General features: G+C 61.1%; 26 protein-coding genes. 5 read left to right on the top strand and 21 right to left on the bottom strand.

Features of this window, described 5'->3' with window-relative positions; translation table 11 throughout:
- Positions 1-117 precede the first annotated feature (117 nt).
- The gene (gene hisF, locus WC811_RS12880) at positions 118-894 is read left to right on the top strand and encodes an imidazole glycerol phosphate synthase subunit HisF (RefSeq protein ID WP_372645135.1); all 777 of its coding nucleotides are present in this window, start codon (positions 118-120) and stop codon (positions 892-894) included.
- A 34-nt stretch (positions 895-928) separates the two neighbouring features.
- On the opposite strand, the gene nth is transcribed toward hisF, so the two are convergent.
- Positions 929-1,681 carry an endonuclease III gene (gene nth / locus WC811_RS12885; RefSeq protein WP_372645137.1) on the bottom strand — a complete coding sequence of 251 codons (753 nt, stop codon included), beginning with the start codon at positions 1,679-1,681 and terminating at the stop codon, positions 929-931.
- A gap of 71 nt (positions 1,682-1,752) precedes the next feature.
- Between nth and WC811_RS12890 the strand changes: the two genes are divergently transcribed.
- On the top strand, positions 1,753-2,250 hold the full coding sequence (locus tag WC811_RS12890) for a DUF2244 domain-containing protein (protein ID WP_372645139.1): 498 nt from the start codon (positions 1,753-1,755) through the stop codon (positions 2,248-2,250).
- A gap of 125 nt (positions 2,251-2,375) precedes the next feature.
- On the opposite strand, the gene WC811_RS12895 is transcribed toward WC811_RS12890, so the two are convergent.
- The 10 genes from WC811_RS12895 to trxB form a co-directional block, all read right to left on the bottom strand.
- Positions 2,376-2,588, bottom strand: coding sequence for a hypothetical protein (locus WC811_RS12895; protein ID WP_372645141.1), 213 nt, complete (start codon positions 2,586-2,588; stop codon positions 2,376-2,378).
- A 16-nt stretch (positions 2,589-2,604) separates the two neighbouring features.
- Positions 2,605-3,000: a VOC family protein gene (locus tag WC811_RS12900; RefSeq protein WP_372645143.1), complete on the bottom strand. Its 396-nt coding sequence runs from the start codon at positions 2,998-3,000 to the stop codon at positions 2,605-2,607.
- A gap of 16 nt (positions 3,001-3,016) precedes the next feature.
- A complete protein-coding gene (gene leuD, locus WC811_RS12905) occupies positions 3,017-3,625 on the bottom strand; it encodes a 3-isopropylmalate dehydratase small subunit (RefSeq protein WP_372645145.1) in 609 nt (202 codons plus the stop codon).
- Positions 3,626-3,640: 15 nt separating this feature from the next.
- Positions 3,641-4,072 (bottom strand): hypothetical protein, encoded by a 432-nt coding sequence (locus WC811_RS12910; RefSeq protein ID WP_372645147.1) that lies wholly within the window; start codon positions 4,070-4,072, stop codon positions 3,641-3,643.
- A gap of 134 nt (positions 4,073-4,206) precedes the next feature.
- Positions 4,207-4,710 carry a hypothetical protein gene (locus WC811_RS12915; RefSeq protein ID WP_372645150.1) on the bottom strand — a complete coding sequence of 168 codons (504 nt, stop codon included), beginning with the start codon at positions 4,708-4,710 and terminating at the stop codon, positions 4,207-4,209.
- 178 nt (positions 4,711-4,888) lie between these two features.
- Positions 4,889-5,299: a metallopeptidase family protein gene (locus WC811_RS12920; RefSeq protein ID WP_372645152.1), complete on the bottom strand. Its 411-nt coding sequence runs from the start codon at positions 5,297-5,299 to the stop codon at positions 4,889-4,891.
- 68 nt (positions 5,300-5,367) lie between these two features.
- Positions 5,368-6,180, bottom strand: coding sequence for a class I SAM-dependent methyltransferase (locus tag WC811_RS12925; protein ID WP_372645154.1), 813 nt, complete (start codon positions 6,178-6,180; stop codon positions 5,368-5,370).
- 163 nt (positions 6,181-6,343) lie between these two features.
- Positions 6,344-7,750 carry a 3-isopropylmalate dehydratase large subunit gene (gene leuC, locus WC811_RS12930; protein WP_372645156.1) on the bottom strand — a complete coding sequence of 469 codons (1,407 nt, stop codon included), beginning with the start codon at positions 7,748-7,750 and terminating at the stop codon, positions 6,344-6,346.
- A gap of 256 nt (positions 7,751-8,006) precedes the next feature.
- On the bottom strand, positions 8,007-8,900 hold the full coding sequence (locus WC811_RS12935; RefSeq protein WP_372645158.1) for a LysR family transcriptional regulator: 894 nt from the start codon (positions 8,898-8,900) through the stop codon (positions 8,007-8,009).
- Between the two features lie 175 nt (positions 8,901-9,075).
- The gene (gene trxB, locus WC811_RS12940; RefSeq protein WP_372645161.1) at positions 9,076-10,047 is read right to left on the bottom strand and encodes a thioredoxin-disulfide reductase; all 972 of its coding nucleotides are present in this window, start codon (positions 10,045-10,047) and stop codon (positions 9,076-9,078) included.
- A 165-nt stretch (positions 10,048-10,212) separates the two neighbouring features.
- Between trxB and WC811_RS12945 the strand changes: the two genes are divergently transcribed.
- Complete coding sequence (locus WC811_RS12945) at positions 10,213-11,514, top strand: MFS transporter (RefSeq protein WP_372645163.1); 1,302 nt, start codon at positions 10,213-10,215, stop codon at positions 11,512-11,514.
- Positions 11,515-11,526: 12 nt separating this feature from the next.
- Here WC811_RS12945 and radC read toward each other — a convergent pair whose 3' ends face one another.
- From radC to rplS, 3 genes are all read right to left on the bottom strand, one after another.
- Positions 11,527-12,288, bottom strand: a complete 762-nt coding sequence (radC, locus tag WC811_RS12950; protein WP_372645165.1) for a DNA repair protein RadC — start codon at positions 12,286-12,288, stop codon at positions 11,527-11,529.
- A gap of 13 nt (positions 12,289-12,301) precedes the next feature.
- A complete protein-coding gene (gene map, locus WC811_RS12955) occupies positions 12,302-13,135 on the bottom strand; it encodes a type I methionyl aminopeptidase (protein ID WP_372645167.1) in 834 nt (277 codons plus the stop codon).
- A gap of 156 nt (positions 13,136-13,291) precedes the next feature.
- On the bottom strand, positions 13,292-13,993 hold the full coding sequence (gene rplS / locus WC811_RS12960) for a 50S ribosomal protein L19 (protein ID WP_372645169.1): 702 nt from the start codon (positions 13,991-13,993) through the stop codon (positions 13,292-13,294).
- Positions 13,994-14,243: 250 nt separating this feature from the next.
- Here rplS and WC811_RS12965 point away from each other — a divergent pair, with 250 nt between their 5' ends.
- Both WC811_RS12965 and WC811_RS12970 read left to right on the top strand, forming a co-directional pair.
- Complete coding sequence (locus WC811_RS12965; protein ID WP_372645171.1) at positions 14,244-14,573, top strand: hypothetical protein; 330 nt, start codon at positions 14,244-14,246, stop codon at positions 14,571-14,573.
- A gap of 110 nt (positions 14,574-14,683) precedes the next feature.
- Positions 14,684-15,070 (top strand): hypothetical protein, encoded by a 387-nt coding sequence (locus tag WC811_RS12970; protein WP_372645173.1) that lies wholly within the window; start codon positions 14,684-14,686, stop codon positions 15,068-15,070.
- A gap of 275 nt (positions 15,071-15,345) precedes the next feature.
- Here WC811_RS12970 and WC811_RS12975 read toward each other — a convergent pair whose 3' ends face one another.
- The 7 genes from WC811_RS12975 to dnaJ form a co-directional block, all read right to left on the bottom strand.
- Positions 15,346-17,040 carry a L,D-transpeptidase family protein gene (locus WC811_RS12975; RefSeq protein ID WP_372645175.1) on the bottom strand — a complete coding sequence of 565 codons (1,695 nt, stop codon included), beginning with the start codon at positions 17,038-17,040 and terminating at the stop codon, positions 15,346-15,348.
- Between the two features lie 133 nt (positions 17,041-17,173).
- On the bottom strand, positions 17,174-17,902 hold the full coding sequence (gene trmD / locus WC811_RS12980; RefSeq protein WP_372645177.1) for a tRNA (guanosine(37)-N1)-methyltransferase TrmD: 729 nt from the start codon (positions 17,900-17,902) through the stop codon (positions 17,174-17,176).
- A gap of 65 nt (positions 17,903-17,967) precedes the next feature.
- Positions 17,968-18,255 (bottom strand): DUF1330 domain-containing protein, encoded by a 288-nt coding sequence (locus WC811_RS12985; RefSeq protein WP_372645179.1) that lies wholly within the window; start codon positions 18,253-18,255, stop codon positions 17,968-17,970.
- A gap of 112 nt (positions 18,256-18,367) precedes the next feature.
- Positions 18,368-19,381, bottom strand: coding sequence for a murein L,D-transpeptidase family protein (locus tag WC811_RS12990; RefSeq protein ID WP_372645181.1), 1,014 nt, complete (start codon positions 19,379-19,381; stop codon positions 18,368-18,370).
- A gap of 148 nt (positions 19,382-19,529) precedes the next feature.
- Positions 19,530-20,231 (bottom strand): orotidine-5'-phosphate decarboxylase, encoded by a 702-nt coding sequence (pyrF, locus tag WC811_RS12995; RefSeq protein ID WP_372645183.1) that lies wholly within the window; start codon positions 20,229-20,231, stop codon positions 19,530-19,532.
- A gap of 15 nt (positions 20,232-20,246) precedes the next feature.
- Complete coding sequence (locus tag WC811_RS13000; RefSeq protein WP_372645185.1) at positions 20,247-20,846, bottom strand: NADPH-dependent FMN reductase; 600 nt, start codon at positions 20,844-20,846, stop codon at positions 20,247-20,249.
- 118 nt (positions 20,847-20,964) lie between these two features.
- Positions 20,965-22,110, bottom strand: coding sequence for a molecular chaperone DnaJ (gene dnaJ, locus WC811_RS13005; RefSeq protein ID WP_372645187.1), 1,146 nt, complete (start codon positions 22,108-22,110; stop codon positions 20,965-20,967).
- Positions 22,111-22,215 lie beyond the last annotated feature (105 nt).

Genomic DNA, 22,215 nt, shown 5'->3' on the forward strand with positions numbered 1-22,215 from the left:
GAGCATAACTTCGATGGCGAACGAGAGTTCCCTCACCGGAGAGTTAATATACTCGACGCTGAAGGATTCACCGTGATAAGTGGGCTCCCGAGTTCTGAGGAAGCCGCGTTTATAAATATGCTGAAAGTTCGCATCATTCCCTGCCTCGACGTCAAGGACGGGCGCGTGGTCAAGGGCGTCAATTTCGTCGATCTCATCGATGCCGGGGACCCGGTCGAAGCGGCCGCTGCCTATGACGCGGCAGGCGCCGATGAGCTTTGCTTTCTCGATATCACGGCGAGCCACGAAAACCGCGACACGATCTTCGATGTCGTGGAGCGGACGGCCAATCGCTGCTTCATGCCGCTGACGGTTGGCGGCGGGGTTCGCACGGTCGAGGATATCCGCAAGCTGCTGGAAGCTGGCGCCGACAAGGTTTCGATCAACACCGCGGCCGTCAATAATCGGGCGTTCGTCAAAGAAGCGAGCGAGAAGTTCGGGGCGCAGTGTATCGTTGTCGCGATCGACGCCAAGCGTGTCTCAGCGGAGGGTGAAACGCCGAGCTGGGAGATTTTCACGCACGGCGGCCGCAATCCCACGGGGCTCGACGCGGTCGACTATGCGCGTGAGGTCGCGGCGCTGGGAGCTGGTGAGATTTTGTTGACGTCGATGGATCGCGACGGGACGAAGGCGGGCTTCGATGTCGAGTTGACGCGGGCGGTTTCGGACGCCGTGACGATCCCGGTGATCGCGTCGGGCGGCGTCGGCACGTTGCAGCATCTCGTCGATGGCGTCGAGGGTGGGCACGCGAGCGCGGTGCTGGCGGCGTCGATCTTCCATTTCGGGACGTATTCGATCCCGGAGGCGAAAGACTACATGGCGAAAGCCGGTCTCGCGATGCGGATGGACCCGTAAGGTATTTCCCTCTCCCTTGGGAGAAGGAAAATTGCTAGGGCGCAGGCGTTTTATCGGGGAAGCGGCAGATGTCGCTGATGAGGCAGCGCCAGCATTCGGGTTTGCGCGCCTTGCATACATAGCGGCCATGCAGGATCAGCCAATGATGCGCGTGCATCGCGTAGTCTTTCGGGACGACGCGTATCAGGTCTTCCTCAACCGCCAGCGGCGTCGTCCCGCGTGACAGCCCGATGCGATTGGCGACGCGGAAAACATGGGTATCGACCGCCATCGTCGGCTGATGGAAAGCGATGTTCATGACGACGTTCGCGGTCTTGCGGCCGACGCCGGGGAGACTTTCAAGCGCGTCGCGATCGGATGGGACTTTACTGCCGTAGTCGTCGATTAGTCGTTTCGACAGCCCGATGACGTTCTTCGCCTTGGCGCGAAAGAGGCCGATCGTTTTCACATAATCCCGCAGCTCGTCCTCGCCGAGCGCCAGCATTTTCTCGGGCGTGTCGGCGACCTTGAAAAGAGAGCGAGTCGCCTTGTTGACGCCGGCGTCGGTTGCCTGCGCTGAAAGGACGACTGCGACCAGCAGCGTGAACGGATTGGTATGCTCAAGTTCGCCCTTCGGCTCCGGATTGGCGGCATGAAAGCGCCGGAAAACCTCGCGAATTTCCGGTTCGGTTAAGATCGCCGATTTGCGGGCCTTGATTGCGGCAATTGCTGCAGGCTTTCCGGCCTTGCGTTTTGGGTCGGAACTGCCGATGCTTGTGGGACGTACATCCGGGGATGCTTTGGCCATCAGAACTCCGGTTCGTGGGCAGTGTTCGCGCTTGAGGCGGTGTGGTGAGACGGGACGTCGGCCCACGAGAAATGATCGATAATCGACCCGAAATGCAATCCTCGAAAGACGCACAGTTCGTGCTTCACCCGCACCGTTCGCTATCGCCGCGCGGGTTTCTGATCATGATGGGTCTGATCAGCGCGGTGAGTTTCATCGTCGGGATGGTGTTCTTCCTCATGGGCGCATGGCCGGTGTTCGGATTTTTCGGCCTCGACGTCGCACTGATCTATTGGGCTTTCAAGCTCAACTACAGGGCCGGCCGAATTTACGAAACCCTGCACCTGACGCCAGAGCTTCTGAAGCTCACACGCGTACATCCGTCGGGGCAGCGCGAGGAGTTCGAATTCAATCCCTATTGGGCGCGGGTTAGCTGTCGAGTCGACCGTCCGGATGGGCGGACGTCACTGTGGCTCGCCGCGCAAGGAAAAGCCGTCCGATTCGGAAAATTTCTGACGGATGACGAACGCCGCGATTTCGCCGACGCGTTGACGGGCGCGCTGGTGGCGTCACGCGGGTCGAAGTTTTAGGCTTGGATTTGGTGCCGATCCATTGGCTCCGTCATGCCGACGAAGTTCGGCACCCAGACAAGGTCCATCATCCCAGGTGCGGATGGTCGACTGGATCCCGGCCTTCGCCGGGATGACGGAAAATTTCAGTCATTCAGCATCGTCAGAGCGGCGCGGCGGTCGCCGGGCTTTAGCTTCAGGAATTGGGTGCGCGCGGCTTTGATATCTTTTTCCGTGCCGGTTTCGGCCGCCGCCTTGAGAGCTTTGGTCGCTGCGTGATCGGCGCCGACGACGAACGAGAGAGCGCCTGCGAGGCGTCCCATCATGGCCGCGTCGAACTTGAAATCGTCGTCGGCCATCGTGCCACCTCGATCGTTATTGGAACCGACCGCCGCGTTGCAGAACTTCGATCTTGTAGCCGTCGGGGTCGTCGATGAAGAAAAACGTGCCGAACGGTTTGCCGTCGAAGGTCATGGTTTTGATGTCTTTCGGCTGATAGCCGGCAGCGACGATTTTCGCGCGCGTCGCTTCGAGATCATCGACCGCGAAAGCGATATGGCCGTAGCCGTTGCCGAGATCGTAGGGTTCGGTGCGACCCTTGTTGACCGTCAGCTCGACCTCGAAATCGTTCTCGGCATTTTTCAGGTACGTGAGGGAGAAGTCGGGCCATTCCTTGCGGTCGGCGATTTTCAGGTCGAAGCAACTCTCATAAAACTTCACCGAGCGCGCTTCGTCGAGCACGCGCACCATCATGTGGATCGCTTTGGCCATTTCTTGTTTCCCTAAATCAAAGCCACGGGCGCGTCGAAGCGGCCGAGGTCTCAAACGATGAGATCTCTTTGCCCTTCTCAAGCGTCAGGCCGATGTTGTCGAGGCCGTTCAAGAGGCAGTGTTTGCGGAACGGATCGATGTCAAACTTGATCGTGCCGCCGTCAGGACCGCTGATCTCCTGCTTTTCGAGATCGACCGTGATCTTAGCGTTGGCGCCGCGGTTGGCGTCGTCCATCAGCTTGTCGACTTCGCTTTGCGGCAGCTTGATCGGCAGGATGCCGTTCTGGAAACAGTTGTTGTAGAAGATATCGGCGAAGTCCGGCGCAACGACACAACGGATGCCGTAATCCAACAGAGCCCACGGCGCGTGTTCGCGCGAGGAGCCGCAGCCGAAATTGTCGCCGGTCACGAGGATCGTCGCCGTGCGGTACTGCGGCTTGTTCAAGACGAAATCGGGGATCTCCTTGCCGGTCGCCGGGTCGTAGCGCATTTCGTAGAACAGCGCTTCGCCGAGGCCCGTCCGCTTGATCGTCTTCAGAAACTGCTTCGGGATGATCATGTCGGTATCGACATTGCGGATCGGCAGCGGGGCTGCGACGCCGGTCAGAACCGTGAATTTGTCCAAGCTTTTGTCTCCTAGTCAGGCGCGCAACGTATCCGCGAGCGCCCGGAAATAGCCCTCGGCCGAGGCAAGTCGCCGGGCGTGCCGGAAAGCGCCGAACTCCCGGATGGCGGCTTCGAGATCGAAGGGCTGCAGATGTTCCAGCCGCCGTTTAACGCCTGCTCGCTTGCGCCCGTCAAGATGGTGTTCGAGGGTCGCGACAATCGTTTCGACGTAACCGGCGATGCGGCCAAGCTCGCGGGTGGCGGAAAGAAGCGCCGGGCGGTCGTCCGGGATCCTTTCGAGGAGGGCGAGATCGGCGGCGGCGCGGGCCAAAGTCGCTGCAACTTCCTCGGCATAGAGAGCGACCTTCTCACGGCGAAGGCCGTCGAGTTTGGCGGCGAGCGCGAGCCAACGGTTAACGGTCCGGGCAAGGTCGGAGAGGCGCTGGGCGTAGTCGGCGAACCGCATGGCAGATCCTTGGGTCGAACGGATCTGTAATTTTAAGCCCGCGCCGGAGGGCGGGGATAAGTTTTAGGGCTTTTTGATGGGCCGCGGCGACTCCCCTCCGGGGGGGAGTCGGCCGCCGCGGCCAAGGATAGTCGTCAGCGGATGTTGGGATCGGCGAAGCACTTGCGCATGTATTCGCAGCGATACGATCCCGAGAAGTGCATGCTGTCGCCTTTGGCGGGCGTGATGAATGCGCAGATCTCGTCGAGGCCTTCCTGCTTCAACCATCCCTGGCGGCGGCCACGCTGAACGGCGAAGCAGTCGGCGGTTTCCTCGTCGGGGCCGCGAAACTGATGGCCGCACTCGTGGGCGTAGATCCACTGCTTGACCGGGGTCGAGACCTTATCGAGCAGGCGCGGGTTCATGATCAGGAAGCCCGGATAAGCGGCGCCATAGTCGTCGAGCTTGTTGTCGACGACCGTCGGACGCTGGCCGCAATATTGCGTATTGCCGTCGAGCTTGAACTTGCCGGCCGGGACGAGATAGCTCTCGCCGCCGACCGTCGAGATGTATTGCTCGGGCGTGGGAATGCCGTCGCGCAGAGGAGCCGAGGTATCCTGGGCTTCGGCCAACGGCGCCAACCCGACCATCATGCTCATGCATCCGCTCAAGACGAATCCGGAAATGAATCGCCGCACGCTCATCCGATCATACTTTCAGACATTCCCCGCACTCACCCGGTCTGCCGGTACAACATGGCCTGAAACGCCGTTAGGCTCAAGCTGTGCAGTCTTGTGGCATAAACGGAGTTAAGCCGATGTGACCTGCGGCCACGGTTCAGCCGCTTACGCGCGATTCAATGGCATCCATGTCATCATCGGAAAAGCCGAAGTGGTGGCCGATTTCGTGGACCAGGACGTGAGCCACGAGATCGCCCAATTCTTCTTCACCGTCGGACCATTCATCGAGAATGGCACGGCGATAGAGGAAGACCATGTCGGGTTCGCGCGTGGTGTCGGTGAGACTTTTTCGGTCGAGGCTCACGCCTTGATAGAGGCCCGTCAACTCGTACGGATCTTCGATGTCCAATTCATCGAGGATGTCGTCGGCGGCGAAGTCCTCGACGCGGATGACGACATCACCCGCGAGCGCACGAAAATCTGCCGGGAGTTTGTTCCAAGCGGTTTGTGCGAGAGTTTCGAAGACAGCAAGGCTCGGGGCTGTTGCGTTGCTCCAATCGGTCGGCATCGGTCGCACTCCTCATGGTTGAGACGAGGAGATAGGTCCGATCGGACCAAATGGAAAGGCTGTTTCGATCAACCGTGCTTTTCGGCAACGAGGAGTAGTTCCTGCAATGTGAAATGCAGCGCGCCGCTTTCGTCGTGACGCGGCTTCAGGAACGCCCTGAGAGGTTTTGGGCCAACGGTCAAAATTCCTTCAAGTTCGGCAATAACGCCCTGCGTGCAGCGCATGCGGGCGACCCAGGGGGCAAATTCGAGTTCTTTCTCGATCTGCTCATTAGCCGCGATCGTGAAACCGTTGGACTTTAGTAGCTCGATCCAGAGTTCGGGGGGCGGCGCGAAGTTGTGACTCGGGTCGCGCAGTTTTTCGAAGCTGTTGTAGCTGGCAACGGTGGCCGCGATGTCAGCGTCATTGACGTCGGGCAAGTGCGCGCTATCGGGCGCTACGTTATCGACGAGCGCGAATCGTCCGCCATTTTTTAAAACGCGGCGAACCTCGCGCACGAAAGATTCCAAGCTTGGGAAGTGGTGCGCGGCCAAGCGGCAGCAAACGAGGTCGAAGCTTTCGTCAGGGAAGGGCAACGCGTCGGCGGCGGCGGGCACCGTCAGCATATTCGAAATGCGCCGCGCGTTGGCGAGCTTGGCGGCTTCTTGTAACATCTCGTCTGTGATGTCGCTTGCGATCATACTGGCGACATGGGGCGCGAAGATCGCCGCGGTATGTCCAGCTCCGGTCGCAACGTCGAGAGCGTCCCAAGTTTTTTTGGGTGCTGTGAGTTCGACGATGCGCGCGAGGCTTTCGCCTTGCGCGTGCACGGGCGATGCAGCGTAATCTGCTGCCGCAGGCCCAAACTGGGATTTCACGGCGGCGGTCAAATCTTCGGCCACGTTGCACCTCGCGTTCAGATTGGCTTCGCTTGCCATCCCGGCCGGAACGCAAGCGAAGAGCCGGGACCCATTATGCGGGCGGCAGAGACTTGTTCTGGGTCCCGGGCCTCGCTGCAAGAACGGCTCTCCCGGGATAACAGACAGGCGTGAGTCGGGACGCGGCTTACGCCTGCCACTCCCTGACGTCGACGAAATGACCTTCGAGCGCGGCTGCGGCGGCCATGATCGGCGACACCAGATGCGTGCGGCCCTTGTAGCCCTGACGGCCTTCGAAGTTGCGGTTCGAGGTCGAGGCGCACCGCTGACCCGGCTTCAGCTGATCCGGGTTCATGCCTAGGCACATCGAGCAGCCAGGTTCGCGCCATTCAAAGCCGGCTTCCTGGAAGATCTTGTCGAGGCCTTCGGCTTCCGCCTGTTCCTTGACGAGGCCGGAGCCCGGGACGATCATCGCGTACGCAAGGCGCGAGGAAATTTTCTTGCCGTCGACGATCTTGGCGACGGCGCGCAGATCTTCGATTCGGCCGTTCGTGCAGCTGCCGATCCAAACGACATCGAGCGGGATGTCGATCATCTTGGTGCCCGGCGCCAAGCCCATATATTCGAGCGCGCGCTGCATCGAGGCGCGCTTGTTCTCGTCATGCACGTCGGCCGGATTGGGAACTGTGCTGGCGATCGACGTCACGTCCTCGGGGCTTGTGCCCCAGGAGACAATCGGCGGCAGTTTCGCGGCGTCGAGGCGGACCTCGCGGTCGAAGTGAGCGCCGTCATCCGTGCGCAGCGTCTCCCAGTATTTCATCGCCAAGTCCCAAGCGCTGCCTTTCGGCGCTTTGGGACGATCCTTGAGGAACGCGAACGTCTTTTCGTCGGGCGCGATCATGCCGGCGCGAGCGCCGCCTTCGATCGACATGTTGCAGACCGTCATGCGGCCTTCCATCGACAGCGAGCGGATGGCTTCGCCCGCGTATTCGATGACGGAGCCGGTGCCGCCTGCCGTGCCGATCTCTCCGATGATTGCCAAGGTGATGTCTTTAGCGCCGACGCCCTTTGGGGCGACGCCATCGACCGTCACCAGCATGTTCTTGGCTTTCTTCTGGATGAGCGTCTGCGTCGCGAGGACGTGCTCAACCTCGGATGTGCCGATGCCGTGCGCGAGCGCGCCGAACGCGCCGTGCGTCGAGGTGTGGCTGTCGCCGCAAACGATCGTCGTGCCGGGCAGCGTGAAGCCCTGCTCGGGGCCGACGACGTGGACGATGCCTTGGCGCTTGTCGCGCTCGTTGAAATATTCGATGCCGAAGTCGCGGGCATTCATTGCCAGCGTTTCGACCTGGACGCGGCTTTGTTCGTCGGCGATGCCCTTCGTGCGATCGGTCGTTGGGACGTTATGATCGACGACGGCGAGCGTCTTTTCCGGCGCGCGGACCTTGCGGCCAGCCATGCGGAGGCCTTCGAAAGCTTGCGGGCTCGTGACCTCGTGGATGAGGTGGCGATCGATATAAAGGAGGCTCGTTCCGTCCGGCGATTTCTCAACCACGTGATCGTCGAAGATTTTATCGTAAAGCGTCTTTGCCATGACTTTTCGCGAGCCTTTTGGAACGGCGGATAGGAACGAACGGGTTAGATAGCCCCAGACGATCATTTCCGCAAATCAGCGCTCGTCGCAGCCGCTATCAGCAAAAAGCCGGGCTGCGAACAGCCCGGCTAAGTTAGGGAGCTTGGCATTCCACGCGAAACGTCAGGCCGGTGGTGGCAGATAACCAACCCGCCGCTCCGCTCACGTGGTTTCCAGGTGGTGTGTACACGCCATTCCGGCAAGGCCGGCAGGGCGTTCAGCCGCCTCTATTTTTGGTAATCTTCGAGAGCAGGAAATCGCGCAGAAGCTGGACTTTCTTCGACGATTTCAGCTCTTCGGGGTAGGCGTAGACCATGTTGAGCGACGGTTGCTCGATCTCCGTCAGCACCGGGACGAGCTCGCTCGGATCCTCGGTCAGGTAGTCGGGGATCATGCCGACGCCGATACCGGCGCGGATCGCATATTTGATGGCGACGACACTGTTCACGCGGAGGGCTGCTTCTCTCGGCTCGCCATTGCTCCGTCCGGCCGTTTCGATCCAGGACATGGCATCGAGATGCTGCGCGGACGGGCCGGTGTAGCCGATGATGCGGTGCTGATCGAGATCGGCGAGGCTCTTCGGCGCCCCATATTTCCGGATGTATTGTGCGGACGCGAAGGCGCGGACATGGCTTTCGAAAAGCGGCCGGCGGATGAGATCGGCCTGCTCCGGCTCGCGTGTCCAGATTGCGGCGTCGGCGGCTCGCATCCCGATGTCGACCTGATCGTCGTTGAGGATCAGCTCGACGCGAATATCGGGATAAAGCTCGCCGAATTCGCGCAGGCGCGGGGTCAGCCAGATCGTGCCGAAGCCGATCGGCGCCGTGATTCGGAGGTCGCCCGACGGTTTCGACGTCGAGTCCGACAGCAACGTCTCGGCGGTTTGGAGCTTGGCGAAAACCTCGGTGACCGTCCGGTTCAGTAGTTCGCCCTGCTCGGTCAGGACCAGCCCTCGGGCATGGCGATGAAAGAGGGTTACCCGGAGATTGGCCTCAAGGGCCGAAATCTGCCGGCTGACGGCGGATTGGCTCATGTGCAGTTGCTCGCCGGCATGCGTGAAGCTGCCCGCGTCGGCGGCGGCGTGAAAGATACGGAGCTTGTCCCAGTCCATTTTTGTAGGCCTGCCAGTGGGGGGTTACTGGATGCATTCATCTAGCTATGCGCTGGAAGCAATGCAACCTAGGTATGGCAGGTCTACAAGTATACACAGGTAGGGGCGCCGGTTTGTCACGCGGAGCCGACAGATCAAACGCATCGGATTTTCGGATCAATCTCCAGCCGATGCGCTATTCGGCGGCGTCGGCTTGGTCTTCCTCCATGCGCGCCAGATAGCGTTCGGCTTCGAGCGCCGCCATGCAGCCCATGCCGGCCGCAGTTACCGCCTGACGGAAGACTTCGTCCTTGACGTCGCCCGCCGCGAAGACGCCGGGAATGGCCGTCGCGGTCGAATCCGGTGCCGTGATGAGGTAGCCGGACGGCGTCGTTTCGAGCTGGCCTTTGAAAAGTTCGGTCGACGGCGCGTGGCCGATGGCGACGAAGAAGCCGTCGGTCGCGAGTTCGGATGTCATGCCGGTCTTGATGTTTTTCAGAACAACGCCGGTCACCGATTTCGGCGCATGCGCACCGATGACTTCCTCGACGACGCTATCCCAGATGACGTCGATCTTCGGGTTCTTGAACAGGCGCTCCTGCAGGATCTTTTCGGCGCGCAGGAAATCGCGGCGGTGAACGAGCGTCACCTTGTTGGCGAAGTTCGTCAGGAACAGAGCTTCCTCAACGGCGGTGTTGCCACCACCGACGACGACGACGTCCTTGCCCTTGTAGAAAAAACCGTCGCAAGTCGCGCAGGCGGAGACGCCATGGCCTTTGAAGTGTTGCTCGGACGGCAGGCCGATCCAACGCGCCTGGGCGCCCGTCGCGATGATGAGCGCGTCTGCGGTGTAGGTGTCGCCGCTGTCGCCTTCGAGCCGGAACGGGCGGACGCGAAGATCGACCTTGTTGATGTGGTCCATCACGATGTGCGTGCCGACGTGTTCGGCCTGGGCCTGCATCTGCTCCATGAGCCAGGGGCCTTGGATCGGATCGGCGAAACCGGGATAGTTCTCGACGTCGGTTGTGATCGTCAGCTGGCCGCCGGGCTGCGTGCCCTGAATGAGGGTCGGCGAAAGCATGGCGCGGGCGGCGTAAACCGCTGCCGTGTATCCGGCCGGGCCGGAGCCCAGAATGATAACCTTCGCGTGATGGGGCTTTTGGATCATGGCTCTCAATCTCCGACCGCAGCTGGCGGGTCAGGGTCTGCTTATTAGGGGTGACCTCCGCCAATCGTCAATGTCGTCGGCCGAGGTGCGTTCGTTTCGTCGTTGACGTGCGGCAGAGCGGCACGGGTCGTGCTAGGCTCCTCAAAAAGCAGGGGGAACGCCAGCGTGAACGATGCCCAAGGGCCGGCGGGGTTGAGCCTCGGACAACGCATCAGAGCCATCCTGATCGGCTCATCGGGCAATCTGGTCGAGTGGTACGACTTTTACGTTTACGCGGCTTTTTCGCTTTATTTCGCCAAAGCGTTCTTTCCGGACGGCAACCAGACGGCGCAACTTCTGAATACCGCGGCGATCTTCGCGGTCGGCTTTCTCATGCGCCCGATCGGAGCGTGGTTCTTCGGGCGGATGGCGGACAGGCATGGTCGCCGTGTTTCGCTGACGGCGTCGGTGCTGCTGATGTGTTTCGGCTCGGCGATGATCGCGGTGACGCCCGTCTATGCAACGATCGGGGTTGCGGCGCCGGTCATGTTGCTCGCCGCGCGGATGATCCAAGGTTTGAGCCTTGGCGGGGAATACGGAACGAGCGCGACGTATCTCTCGGAGATGGCGACGCGGCGGCATCGAGGCTTCTATTCGAGCTTTCAATACGTGACGCTGATCGGCGGGCAATTGACGGCGATGCTCGTGCTGATCGTTTTGCAAAAGTTCGTGCTGACGGCGGGCGAGCTTGAGGCTTGGGGCTGGCGAATTCCGTTCGCGATCGGAGCGCTGCTTGCGCTGATCGCGTTCGTTATGCGACGGGATCTGATCGAGACGGATTCCTTCAAGCGCGCGACGCGGCGTGAGGGTTCGATTTCAGCCTTGCTGAAACATCCGCGCGAAGTCGCGATTGTCATCGGGCTGACGATGGGTGGCACCCTCGCGTTCTATACGTACACGACATACATGCAGAAGTTTCTCGTTAACACGGCAGGATTTCCGAAAGACACGGCGACGCTCATTTCAGCGTCGGCGCTTTGCGTCTATATGCTGCTGCAGCCGATCGTCGGCGCGCTGTCGGATAAGGTCGGGCGCCGCCCGGTGCTCATGGCGTTCGGTATCCTGGGAACGCTCTGCACCGTGCCGATTTTGACGGCGCTGGCGAACGTGCGCGATCCCCGGGAAGCGTTTCTGCTCGTCGTTGCGGGTCTTGCGATCGTCTCCTGCTACACGGCGATCAACGCCGTCGTGAAGGCCGAACTTTTTCCAACGTCGATCCGGGCGCTGGGGGTGGGGTTGCCGTATGCGCTCACGGTCGCGCTCTTTGGCGGCACGGCGGAATGGATCGCGCTCTGGCTCAAGCAGGCCGGGCATGAAACGTATTTCTACTGGTACGTTTCGGGAGCCATCGCATTGTCGCTGATCGTCTACGCCACGATGCGCGATACGCGAGATAATAGCGCAATCGACAAGTCCGAAAGCGAATAGGCCAGACTGCGATTAGATCAGCCGCAATGCCTTCAGGCTGGCGTGGCCGTTGCGGCCGACGATGACGTGATCGTGGACGGTGACGCCGAGCGGACGCGCCGCATCGATAATTTGCTTGGTCATGTCGATGTCTGCGCGCGACGGTGTCGGATCGCCGGAGGGATGATTGTGCACGAGGATGATGGCGGTTGCTGAGAGTTCGAGCGCGCGCTTCACGACTTCGCGCACGTAGACCGGTGTGTGATCGACAGTGCCCCTGCCCTGCACTTCGTCTGCGATGAGCTGGTTCTTCTTGTCGAGAAACAAGATGCGGAACTGCTCGCGCGTTTCGAAGCCTTGCGCTAAGCGGAGATAATCAAGAACGCCGCTCCAGGAGGTAAGAGCCGAGCGAGCCTTGATCTCGCCTTTCGTCAGGCGCTCGGCAGCGGCCTTGATCAATTTCAATTCTTCGACGGCGCGATCGCCGATGCCTTCGACTTCTTTCAAGCGTTCGGCGGGGGCGGAGACGACGTCTGCGAATGAGCCGAACTTTGCGAGCAGGCGCTTCGCGATCGGCTTCGTATCGATCCGCGGGAAGGCACGGAACAGGATCATCTCAAGGAGTTCGTAATCGGGCACCGCGTCGGCGCCGCCGTTTTGGAAGCGTTCACGCAGGCGGCCGCGGTGGCCGGCCTTATCGTCGGGCGCGCTTTTCGGTTTCTCGGGCGCAGCGGTAAAAAGCGTCGACTGCTCTTCGGCGCTTGTCTTGTCGCGAGACCCCCCGGAACGCGACATCGACTTCACTCCATCACGCCGCGGCGCGAACGTCATACGGTGGGAAATGATAGCCTGCGGGCGATTCCGTGAAGATCTCGTACCCGGTTTCGGTAACGCCGATCGTGTGCTCGAACTGCGCGGAAAGCTCACGGTCGCGGGTGACCGCCGTCCAGCCGTCGGCCAGGATCTTCACATGCGGCTTGCCGAGATTGATCATCGGCTCGATCGTGAAGAGCATGCCCGGTTCCAGCACCGTGCCGTCGCCCGGATCGCCGTAATGGAGAATGTTGGGGCGGTCGTGGAACACGCGGCCGAGGCCGTGACCGCAGAAATCGCGGACGACGCTGCAGCGTTCGCCTTCGGCGTAGGTCTGGATGGCCGCGCCGATGTCGCCGGTCGTGTTGCCGGGCTTGACGACGGCGATGCCGCGCATCAGCGATTCATACGTCACTTGCATCAGCCGGTCGGCGCGGCGCGAAACCTCGCCTACAGGGTACATGCGGCTGGTGTCGCCATGCCAGCCGTCGACGATCAACGTGACGTCGATGTTGACGATATCGCCTGGGCGCAGCGGCTTGTCGTTCGGCATGCCGTGGCAGACGACGTGGTTGATCGAGGTGCACGTCGAATAGCGGTAGCCGCGATAGTTCAAGGTCGCGGGGATGGCACCGTGGTCGAGGGCGAACGCGAGCACGCGCTCATCGATTTCGGCCGTGGTGACGCCGGGCTGCACGATGGGCACGAGCATATCGAGCGCCTCGGCCGCCAAACGGCCTGCCTTGCGCATCGCAGCGAAAGCCTCCGGGCCGTGCAGCGGGATCTTGCCGTCGCGGCTGGCCGTTTTGATGACTTCGATGTTGGACATGGGACTCCGGGGAAGGGCGATACCTTGCCAGTATATTTAGTGTGAAACCGCCTCCAACAAAATATTCTGCGGCGTCGCGGACTTTTTAAAAGAAAAAGCGCCGGGTAATCCCGGCGCTTTGCATTTTCGGAGGCTACCTCATAGCGGAGGCGGCGATTACTTGGCTTCTTCTTCGGCCGGAACTTCCGAGGCCGTCATTTCGGCAAGAAGACGTTGGGCCTGGCCGACCCAATCCTGCTTCTCGATGGCGCCCTTGAGGTTCAGCGTCTCGTCGATGTTCGCGATATCCTCATCCGAGAGGTTCGCAATCTGCTCGATCTTGTAGCAGTTGAGCTGCTTCAGGCGGTTCTGCAGATCGATATCGATGCCCTTGATCTGCATCAGATCTTCGGCCTCACCCTTCGGCTTCTTGAAGCCCTTCCAGGCGGCGTTCAGGCGGCGGGCGCGAGCGTCCGTGCGCTCGAAGATGCGAGCGGCCTTACCGCGACGGCCGCGGAGATAGTAAAGCTTGGCGCGGCGGACCTTACCGCGACGCAGAACTTCAATCTCGGCGATGTAGGGCGAGTAGATCGGGAAAACGCGCTCGACGCCCTCACCGTAGGAAATCTTGCGAACGGTGAAGCTCTCGTTAAGGCCGGCGCCCGAACGCGCGATGACCACGCCTTCATAGGCCTGAAGGCGCGTTACCGAGGCATCGACCTTGGACTTTGCCTTCTTTTTGTCTTTCGGATCTTTGTCGGTCGCTTCGACAACGCGGACCATCACTTTGACGGTGTCGCCAGGAGCGAATTCGGGGATGCCGCGCTTCGCGAGAATGGCGTCCATCTGCTCGCGATCGAGCTGCTGAATAATGTTCATCTTGTTGATTCCATTTCGTTTTTTGATGACGCAGAGGATCGACTTGGCGTCTCAAGGACCCGAGCCGGTCGTACTTGCCCTAAGGGCCACCCGTTTGAGGGGAATTGTTGTTGGGCCGGGTGATAGCCGAACAGACGGGTTTTGTCGAGTGGGGCGGCGAACGGTGTCGCGGGGTGTACTCGCGGGAACTGCGACGCGCCCCGTGGCGCTGAGAGATGAGGCGGTTCAACCTCTGAGTGGAGATACCGCTATGCCCCCCGCAGATACTGTCATCCCCTGCATCGCTTTTACACTGGTCGCAGAACTTATCTTCCTTTCGTACAGGCGTTTCAGGGAACCCGGCAACCTAGCCTCGGCGTCCGAACGGGACGAGCGAGGACTCGCCGACGCCACCGCCTACTTCCGAGTCATGTTCGTCGTCGGGTCGGTTGTGAAGCTGTCGTCTCACTTCGCCGGGGTGCCGGTAGACGTCCAAAAGTTATTCTTCCCAATGTTGGGCATACCGCTTCTCGTTTCGGCTCTGCATTATCTCAGAGCGCTTTGGCTCGTGAAACGCGCGACGAAGGCAGAAGCCAGTTAGAATTCGACGCCGGGTTTGGCGGCCACACCCGCACAGGCGCGATCTCATGCAGGCGGAACAAGGCGATTCCATCTGCTACAATCCTCCTCGAATCATTGTGGAGGCGCGGAATGGCTGATTGCCCGCTCGTCATCATTCGCTGGCTCGACAGCCGGCAGCCTTGCGGGCAGTGGCGCTTCCTATCGGCTTTACCGGAAACGCGCGCTGTCGAAGTCGCGACTGTGGGCTGGCTTCTGAAAGACACGGCCGACATCAAGGTCGTGTGCCAAAATGTTGGCGATCTCGATCACCCCGAAAAAGCACAAGCGAGCGGGATCATGACGATACCCACTCGCTGCGTCCTGTCGGTCGAAAGACTGACAGAGGAGGATCACGGTACTAACGCTTTTGCTGACCTTGACTCTGTTGGTTCGGTTGATTTTGCTGGTTCTGCGCATTTTGCTGCGATCTCTGATGATCTGGAGATTGCGATAGGACTGACGCAGCAAGCTCTTTGATCTCATCAGAATTTACGGACTGAGGGTTCGAGAGCGCTTTAGCGGCGATCGAACTTACGCGCGCAGATGTTTTCTCATTCTGAGCCATGACGATTACTCACTTTCTCAAATTGAGGAACTAACTTACTTGCGCAAGCAACTGATCACGTTGCGGTGCGGGAGTCCCCGCTTCACGCAAAGTTATCCACCGGTTAGTTCGTATACGCCGCAACGTTCGCGGACGCCTGTCATCGCCACCGCACGTCGGTGATGTGTGCTCGATTTACTTTGCAACTTCAATACTCAAGGCCGAGCGCATTGCCGATGATGTTACCGATCGTGGCGTTTTTCTGACTCGGGTATTGGTCATCTTCGCTGTCGAGGTCGCGGGTCCGCGCACGCGCCGCCAGCGCTCCGGGATTGAAGTCAGGTTCGACGGGCGCGAGGTGATCGCGGCCCTTGTTGATCTTGTTCCACTGGCCGTCGAGCGCTTGGGTGATGCGCTTTTCGTGGCCGTAGACATCGGGGAACGTCTTGAGCTTGCCGTCGTCCGTTACCCAGGCCGTGAAGTAGACGATGTGGATCGGGATCTCTTTGGTGATCGGGACTTCGTTGTTGAGCGGACCGGTGCGATCGAGTTCCTGAACTTTGGCTGCGTCCCAGCCCTTGTCTTCGTTCAAGACCATTTCGGCCAACTGCATCGGTTTCCAGACGCGAATGCAACCATGGCTCAAGGCGCGGCGCACCGGCTTGAACATCCATTTGTCCGGGGTGTCGTGCATGAAGATCGTGTGCTGGCTCGGAAACGAAAATTTGACGTGGCCGAGCACGCTCTTACTACCCGGCGGCTGCATGACGTCGAACTTGCGGATGTCGGTCGAAGCCCAATCGATCTGGCGGTAGTCGACGTTGCGCCCATCCTTGGTTTGGATTTGCAGGCCGTACTTGGTCATCATGCCGCCGCCGCTGATCAGGTTCGGCCAGAGTTCGTTGACCATGATGCTTTCGGGCACGCGCCATGCCGGCCGCAAGACGACGTATTTCAGCGGCCGGGAAAAGATCGTCGTTTGCTTGTCGACGAGGCCGGCAACGATTTTCTCGGAGCGGACGATCTTTCCGTCCTTGTAGACGTACTGCATGAATTCGGGGACGTTATTCAGAACGTAGAAGTTGCCCATGTCGGGCCACATCCAGCGCCATTCCTCCATGTTGGCACGAACGCGCTTGGCGGCGGCGCTGAGCTGTCCCTTGCCGTCCTTCGGCAGCATCGTGAGATAGACTTGGCGCAGCTTCTCGAATTGCGCCTGCTGCGGATGGAGGCCGCGCAGGTAAGCGTCCGGTTCGTGTGAAGCGGCGAGCGCTGCGATCACGATCTTCGGGTCGATCCACTGCGGACGGCGATCGAGGTTCGTCGTCAACTGTTCCGCCGGATCGGGAATGCGGCCGCCGCGCGCGTCGCGAGCATAAAGCAGCGCGGCTTTCGAATAGTCGATCTCGGCGCTGGCGAGGGAATCCGTATCGTTCACGGTGAGGGCGCCGCCGACAAGCGCGGGGACTTTGAAGCGGGAAACGTCGAGCGCGTAATTGCCGGCATTGGCGATTTCGGCGGCGAGCGCCTTGGCTTCGGGTTTCAGACCCGATGCCGTCACCCACAGCCCGTCGCCGTGGCGGGCGGTATAGAATTCAACCAGCGCTTTTTGGTCGTTGAGATCGTGTTCGTCGGTGGCGGCGGGCTCGGACGAAAGCTTGGCGCGAACCTCCATCAGAACCGGATCGTCCTGGACTTGCGGAGAAGCGGCGGGAGGCGCACCCGTGGAGGTTTCAGTGGATGGTCCAGGCGATGTCGCGGCCAGGGCGGCATCGACGGGAGGCGTCGCGGTTTGAGCCGGTGCTGACTCCGGAGCGGGTGGTGCCGGGTCGGCCATCGCGGCCGAGGCGAGCAGCAACGCCGCCGATACGCTCAGCCGCAGGAGGTTCTTGTAGTTTCCCATCGCCGTCTCTCGATTGATCACGCGCACGTGCCGAGAGCCCTGTTCGCGGTGGCCCATGTAAGACCAGCGAATCTTGCCCCGCGGTATTTGCCCAGGAAATCCTGGCCATGCAAAGGCGAAGCGCCTGGACGCGCTACTTTGGAGGGCGGGTGGGATCAATAAGATCCGGACGCCGGGCCGCCGTCAGTTCTTCTGATTGGCGACGCCGCCATGCCGCGATTTTCTTATGATCGCCCGAGAGCAGAATATCGGGGATGGCTCGCCCCTCCCACTCTCGCGGCTTGGTGTATTGCGGATATTCGAGAAGGCCGGCCTCGAAGCTCTCGCTGGCGAGGCTATCGGCGGCGCCGAGAACGCCGGGGATCAGCCGGACGCAGGCTTCGATCAGGACCATGGCCGCCAGTTCGCCGCCCGCGAGCACGTAATCGCCGATCGAAATTTCGCGCAGGCCTTTTTCGTCGATCACGCGCTGATCGACACCTTCGAAACGGCCGGCGAGAAGTGTCACGCCTGGGCCTTCGGAGAGATCGCGGGCGAGCTTCTGGGTGAGCGGGGTTCCACGCGGCGACAGATAGATGAGCGGAGCGTCGGGAGATTTTTCGCGCGCATGATCGAGGACGGAGCCGAGCACGTCGGCGCGCAGCACCATGCCCGCGCCGCCGCCCGTCGGCGTATCATCGACCTGACGGTGACGGCCGATGCCAAAGTCGCGGATCTGAAGCGTGTCGAGCGACCAGATGCCCGCCTCGCGAGCCTGACCAAGCAGTGAGACATCGAGCGGTCCCGGAAACATTTCCGGGAAGAGCGTCAAGACGAGCGCCCGCCACGGGGGCCGTCCATCACTCGTGGGAAAGTGGGCCATGACGCTCGTTTCTTACAGCTGTCATTCTCGACTTTATGCCGAGGATGACATTGGTTGGTGTTCGATCATACGCCTTCGACGATGGTCATGTGCATCGTGCCTGCGCCTTGGCGAAGCGCTTTGGCCTCAGCATATTCGGGGGAGGCGGCGTAGCCCTTTGCATGGTCGTAGCTCGGAAACTCGAGGATGACATTGCGCGCCGTGCCTTCGCCTTCGATGATCTCGCTCTTGCCGCCGCGCGCGATGGGCTTGCCCTCGAACTTGTCGAGCGCGGCCTTCGTCTTGGCAGCGTATTGGGCCCACTTCTCAGGGTCGGTGACGACGGAGCGGGCGATGACGTATCCCTTTGGCATTGGCTACTTTCTTTCCTTGAACGCAAAGCGTCGATTTTCGGACGAGAAGCCATAGCCGGACCGATGGCGCTTCCGCAACCCGGGGAACGTCAAAGCGGCCTATGCGGCGGCGCTATTTCACGATGGACTGAAGAGCGCCGAGAGACGCGTCGCTGCTCGTCGCTAATGACTGCCGCGGCGGCGTGGATTTGTTCTCATTCCCGTTTGCGGTGGGGGACGTCCCTAAAAGGAACGTTTCCCAGCTCGAAGTGCCGACTTCGACACCCTTAAGCTTCTGGCCCCTGGCTTCGAGATCGGGATCGGTCTTCACCAGCCGCTTTGCGACGCGCGGGGATACCGGCGCTATGCGCTTCCCGATCAAAGCCGGGCAGGCGGCGGTCGGGTCGTCGCCGACGGGGGTGAGCGGATTGACGACGTAACGCTTGCCGCACATGCCAATTTCGGGTGGCTCACGCGTGCGTGTGAAATCGTCGTAGGCTTCCTTCAACGGTCCCCACGTGCCGCGTGCCGGATTGTCGGCGTGACGCTTGATGTTCGCCGCCGTCATGCGGAACGGGAAAACGTGGATGGGAACGGAGGCTTCGCCAGCCGCGAGGGAATCGCGGACGAAGGCGTAGATTTCCTCAATGAGGCTGTCGGACATGGCGAAACAGCCGACGCTGCGGCAATCGCCGTGAACCATGATGAAGCTTCCCGTGCGGCCGAGGGCACGGTCCAGGGCGTTCGGATAGCCGATGTTGAACGCCAAGTGATATTTGCTGTCCGGCTTCAGTGCGCCCGGCGTTACGCGGTAGAAGCCCTCGGGGGACATGCTGTCGCCCATCGTGCGCTTCGGGCCGAGCGTGCCGCCCCAGTTGCAGACTGGGAACGTCTTGATCAGAGCGTAGCGGCCGTTCGGGCGCGCCTTCCAAACTTCAAGCTCGGATTCTTCCTTGAAGACGCGGATGTAAACCGGCGCTTCCGGTGCGATGTCCCTCAGGAGGAGCGCGGCCTCAACGGACGAAGGAAGGGGTTTTTCGGCGGCTTTTTCGTCGGCGAGCGCGACCGGCGCCAGCACTTGGATCGCGACCGCGATCATCGCCGCCAAGAGGCGCACCTGCGTGGTCAAGTGCCAAAGCCAACGCATACTGTCCGCAAACCCCGCCTACACATACCCCATAGACCGCCCAGCTAAACCTTGAGGACGGTTAAGACTGGGTAAACGCGGAGTGTGGACGGTGCGTGGTCAGAGATGGGCGATGATGTGGCAAGCCCATGATCGGGCGTGAGAATTGTCAGGCGTTCGCGATGTGCGCCAGGAACGTCTCGGCGGCCGCTTTCGGGTCTTTGGCGGCGTTGATCGGCCGCCCGACGACGATGTGGTTGGCGCCGAAGCGTATGGCTTCCTCAGGCGTCGTGACGCGGGTCTGATCGCCTGCCGCGGCGCCGGGCAGGCGGATTCCGGGGGTGACGATGAGGAAATCGGGGCCCGTTTCGGCACGCACGGCGGCCGCTTCCTGGCCCGAGGCGACGACGCCGTCGAAGCCCGCAATCTCGGCCATGCGGGCGCGTCCGATGACGAGGCCGGCGGGCGTTGCGGAGATGCCCTGCTCTTCGAGGTCGGACTGGTCGAGGCTCGTCAGGACGGTGACGGCGAGCAGTTTCATATTGGAATTGCCGCGACCGGCGACGGCCGCTTTCAAGGTCTTGGTGTCGTGGCCATGCACGGTCGTGAAATCGATGCCGAGTTCGGCGGCGGACGCCACGGCCCGCTGGACGGTGTTGCCGATGTCGAGAAACTTGAGATCGAGGAAGACTCGCTTACCTTCGAACTTCAGCTCGCGCGCGAGCGATAAGCCCTCGGAGAAGAGAAGCTCCAGTCCGATCTTGTAGAAGCTAACCGTATTGCCGAGGAGATCGACCAGAGCCCGCGCCTCATCGTAGGACGGCAGGTCGAGGGCGACGATGAGCTTGTCTCGGGTGACGGCGTCGATCATCGGGGAAACATCCCTTTAGCCGTGCAGCACGCGGGCGGCGCGCGCGAGCTTCTGAATGACAGTCTTGAACTGCTCCGTCTGGTCTTTGTTTTTCAGATGGCCGTGCTCGTCGAAGGCGTCGGCCGCGCGAGGCAGTAGAAATTGATCAGGTAGCACGATGGCGCCGGTGCCGAGTTCCAGGACGGCGCGGATATGCATCAAGCCGCGCAATCCGCCGGTTCCACCGTTCGAGGCCGCACCAAGCGCGAAAACGCGCGTGCGGTAGACTTCCAACGGCGCTTCGCCTTCATCGCGGATGTGGCTGATCCAGTCGATGGTGTTCTTCAGCAGAGGCGTGAAGGAGGCGTTGTATTCGGGGCTGGCGATGAAAATGCCGGTGTGGGCCGTCATCAGGTTCTTAAGCTTGTGCGCGTTCTCGGGTTGGCCGGACGATGCTTCGAGGTCGCCGTTATACATCGGCATCGGATAATCGGCGAGATCGACGAACGTCGACGGAATGCTGTTCGCTTCCGCGATCATGGCGCCGAGTTTCGCCACGCGCTTGTTGAACGATTTCTCGCGGGCGCTACCGGCGAAGAAAAGAAGGCGCGGGTCGGTGGTCGGTCCGTCTGCCATCAGCGTGAATGTCCGGGGCTCGAATGTAGGAGTGAGAAAAGTCAGAGAATTGCGCGCCGGAGCCTAACGGCTTTCAGGTCGTTGGCAAGGTTCGGCACGGCTTCGCGCGGAGTGCGCTTCAGCCGCTTTTGCCCTCGAAGAATTCTTTGACGCGCGAGAAGAAGCCGGCGCTTTCCGGGCTCGTCTCCTTGTGGCTTGCGCGCTCGAATTCTTCGAGCAGCTCACGTTGTTTACGCGTGAGGTTTTTCGGCGTCTCGACATCGACCTCGATGTACATGTCGCCCGCGACCTTGGCGCGCAAAACGGGCATGCCCTTGCCGCGCAGGCGGAACTGCTTGCGGCTTTCCGTGCCCTCGGGGATCTTCACCCGGGTCGTCGTGCCCTCAAGCGTCGGAACGTCGATCTGACCGCCGAGCGCGGCCGTCGTCATAGAGATCGGAACTTTGCAGAAGATATCTGCGCCGTCGCGCTGGAAGAACTCGTGCGCTTTGATCGAGAGGAAGATGTAAAGGTCGCCGGGCGTGCCGCCGCGAAGGCCGGCTTCGCCCTCGCCCGCGAGGCGGATGCGGGTGCCGTCCTCGACACCGGCTGGAATGTTGACGGACAGCGTGCGTTCTTTCTGGACGCGGCCGGAACCGGAGCAGTCAACGCAGGGGTCGTCGATCATCTCGCCGCGGCCCTGACAATGCGGGCAGGTGCGCTCGATCGTGAAGAAGCCCTGGCTGGCGCGGACTTTGCCGACGCCGCCGCAGGTGGTGCAGATTTTCGCCTTGGTGCCGGGCTTGGCACCGGTCCCCGAGCAGGTTTCGCATTTGACGCTGGCGGGCACCCGGATCTGTGCGGTCTTGCCGGTGTAGGCTTCCGTCAGCGTGATTTCGAGATTGTAGCGGAGGTCGGCGCCGGATTCGCGGCCGGTGCGTGAGCGACCGGCCTGGCCGCGCTTGCCGCCCATGAACTCGCCGAATAGGTCGTCGAAGATGTCCGACATCGAAGATGCGAAGTCGGGGCCGAAGCCGGGACCGCCGCGCCCCATGCCACCCTCGAAGGCGGCGTGGCCGAACTGGTCGTAGGCGGCGCGCTTCTGCGGATCTTTCAACGCCTCGTAAGCTTCGTTCACCTCTTTAAACCGGTGCTCGGCATCTTTATCGCCGGCATTGCGGTCGGGATGACATTCCTTGGCGAGGGTCCGGTACGCGGACTTGATCTCGATATCGGTTGCGACCCGCTTGATGCCCAAAACTTCGTAATAATCGCGCTTAGCCATGATGCGCTGTTCTATGACCCGTTAAATAAGATGTTGGTGGTCGGTGAAAGTCGCAACGGTTACAAGCGGTTGCATTCAATTTTTCGCCCTCGGGCCGGGCGTGGC

The sequence above is a fragment of the Hyphomicrobium sp. genome (assembly GCF_041659645.1).
Lineage (GTDB): Bacteria > Pseudomonadota > Alphaproteobacteria > Rhizobiales > Hyphomicrobiaceae > Hyphomicrobium_B.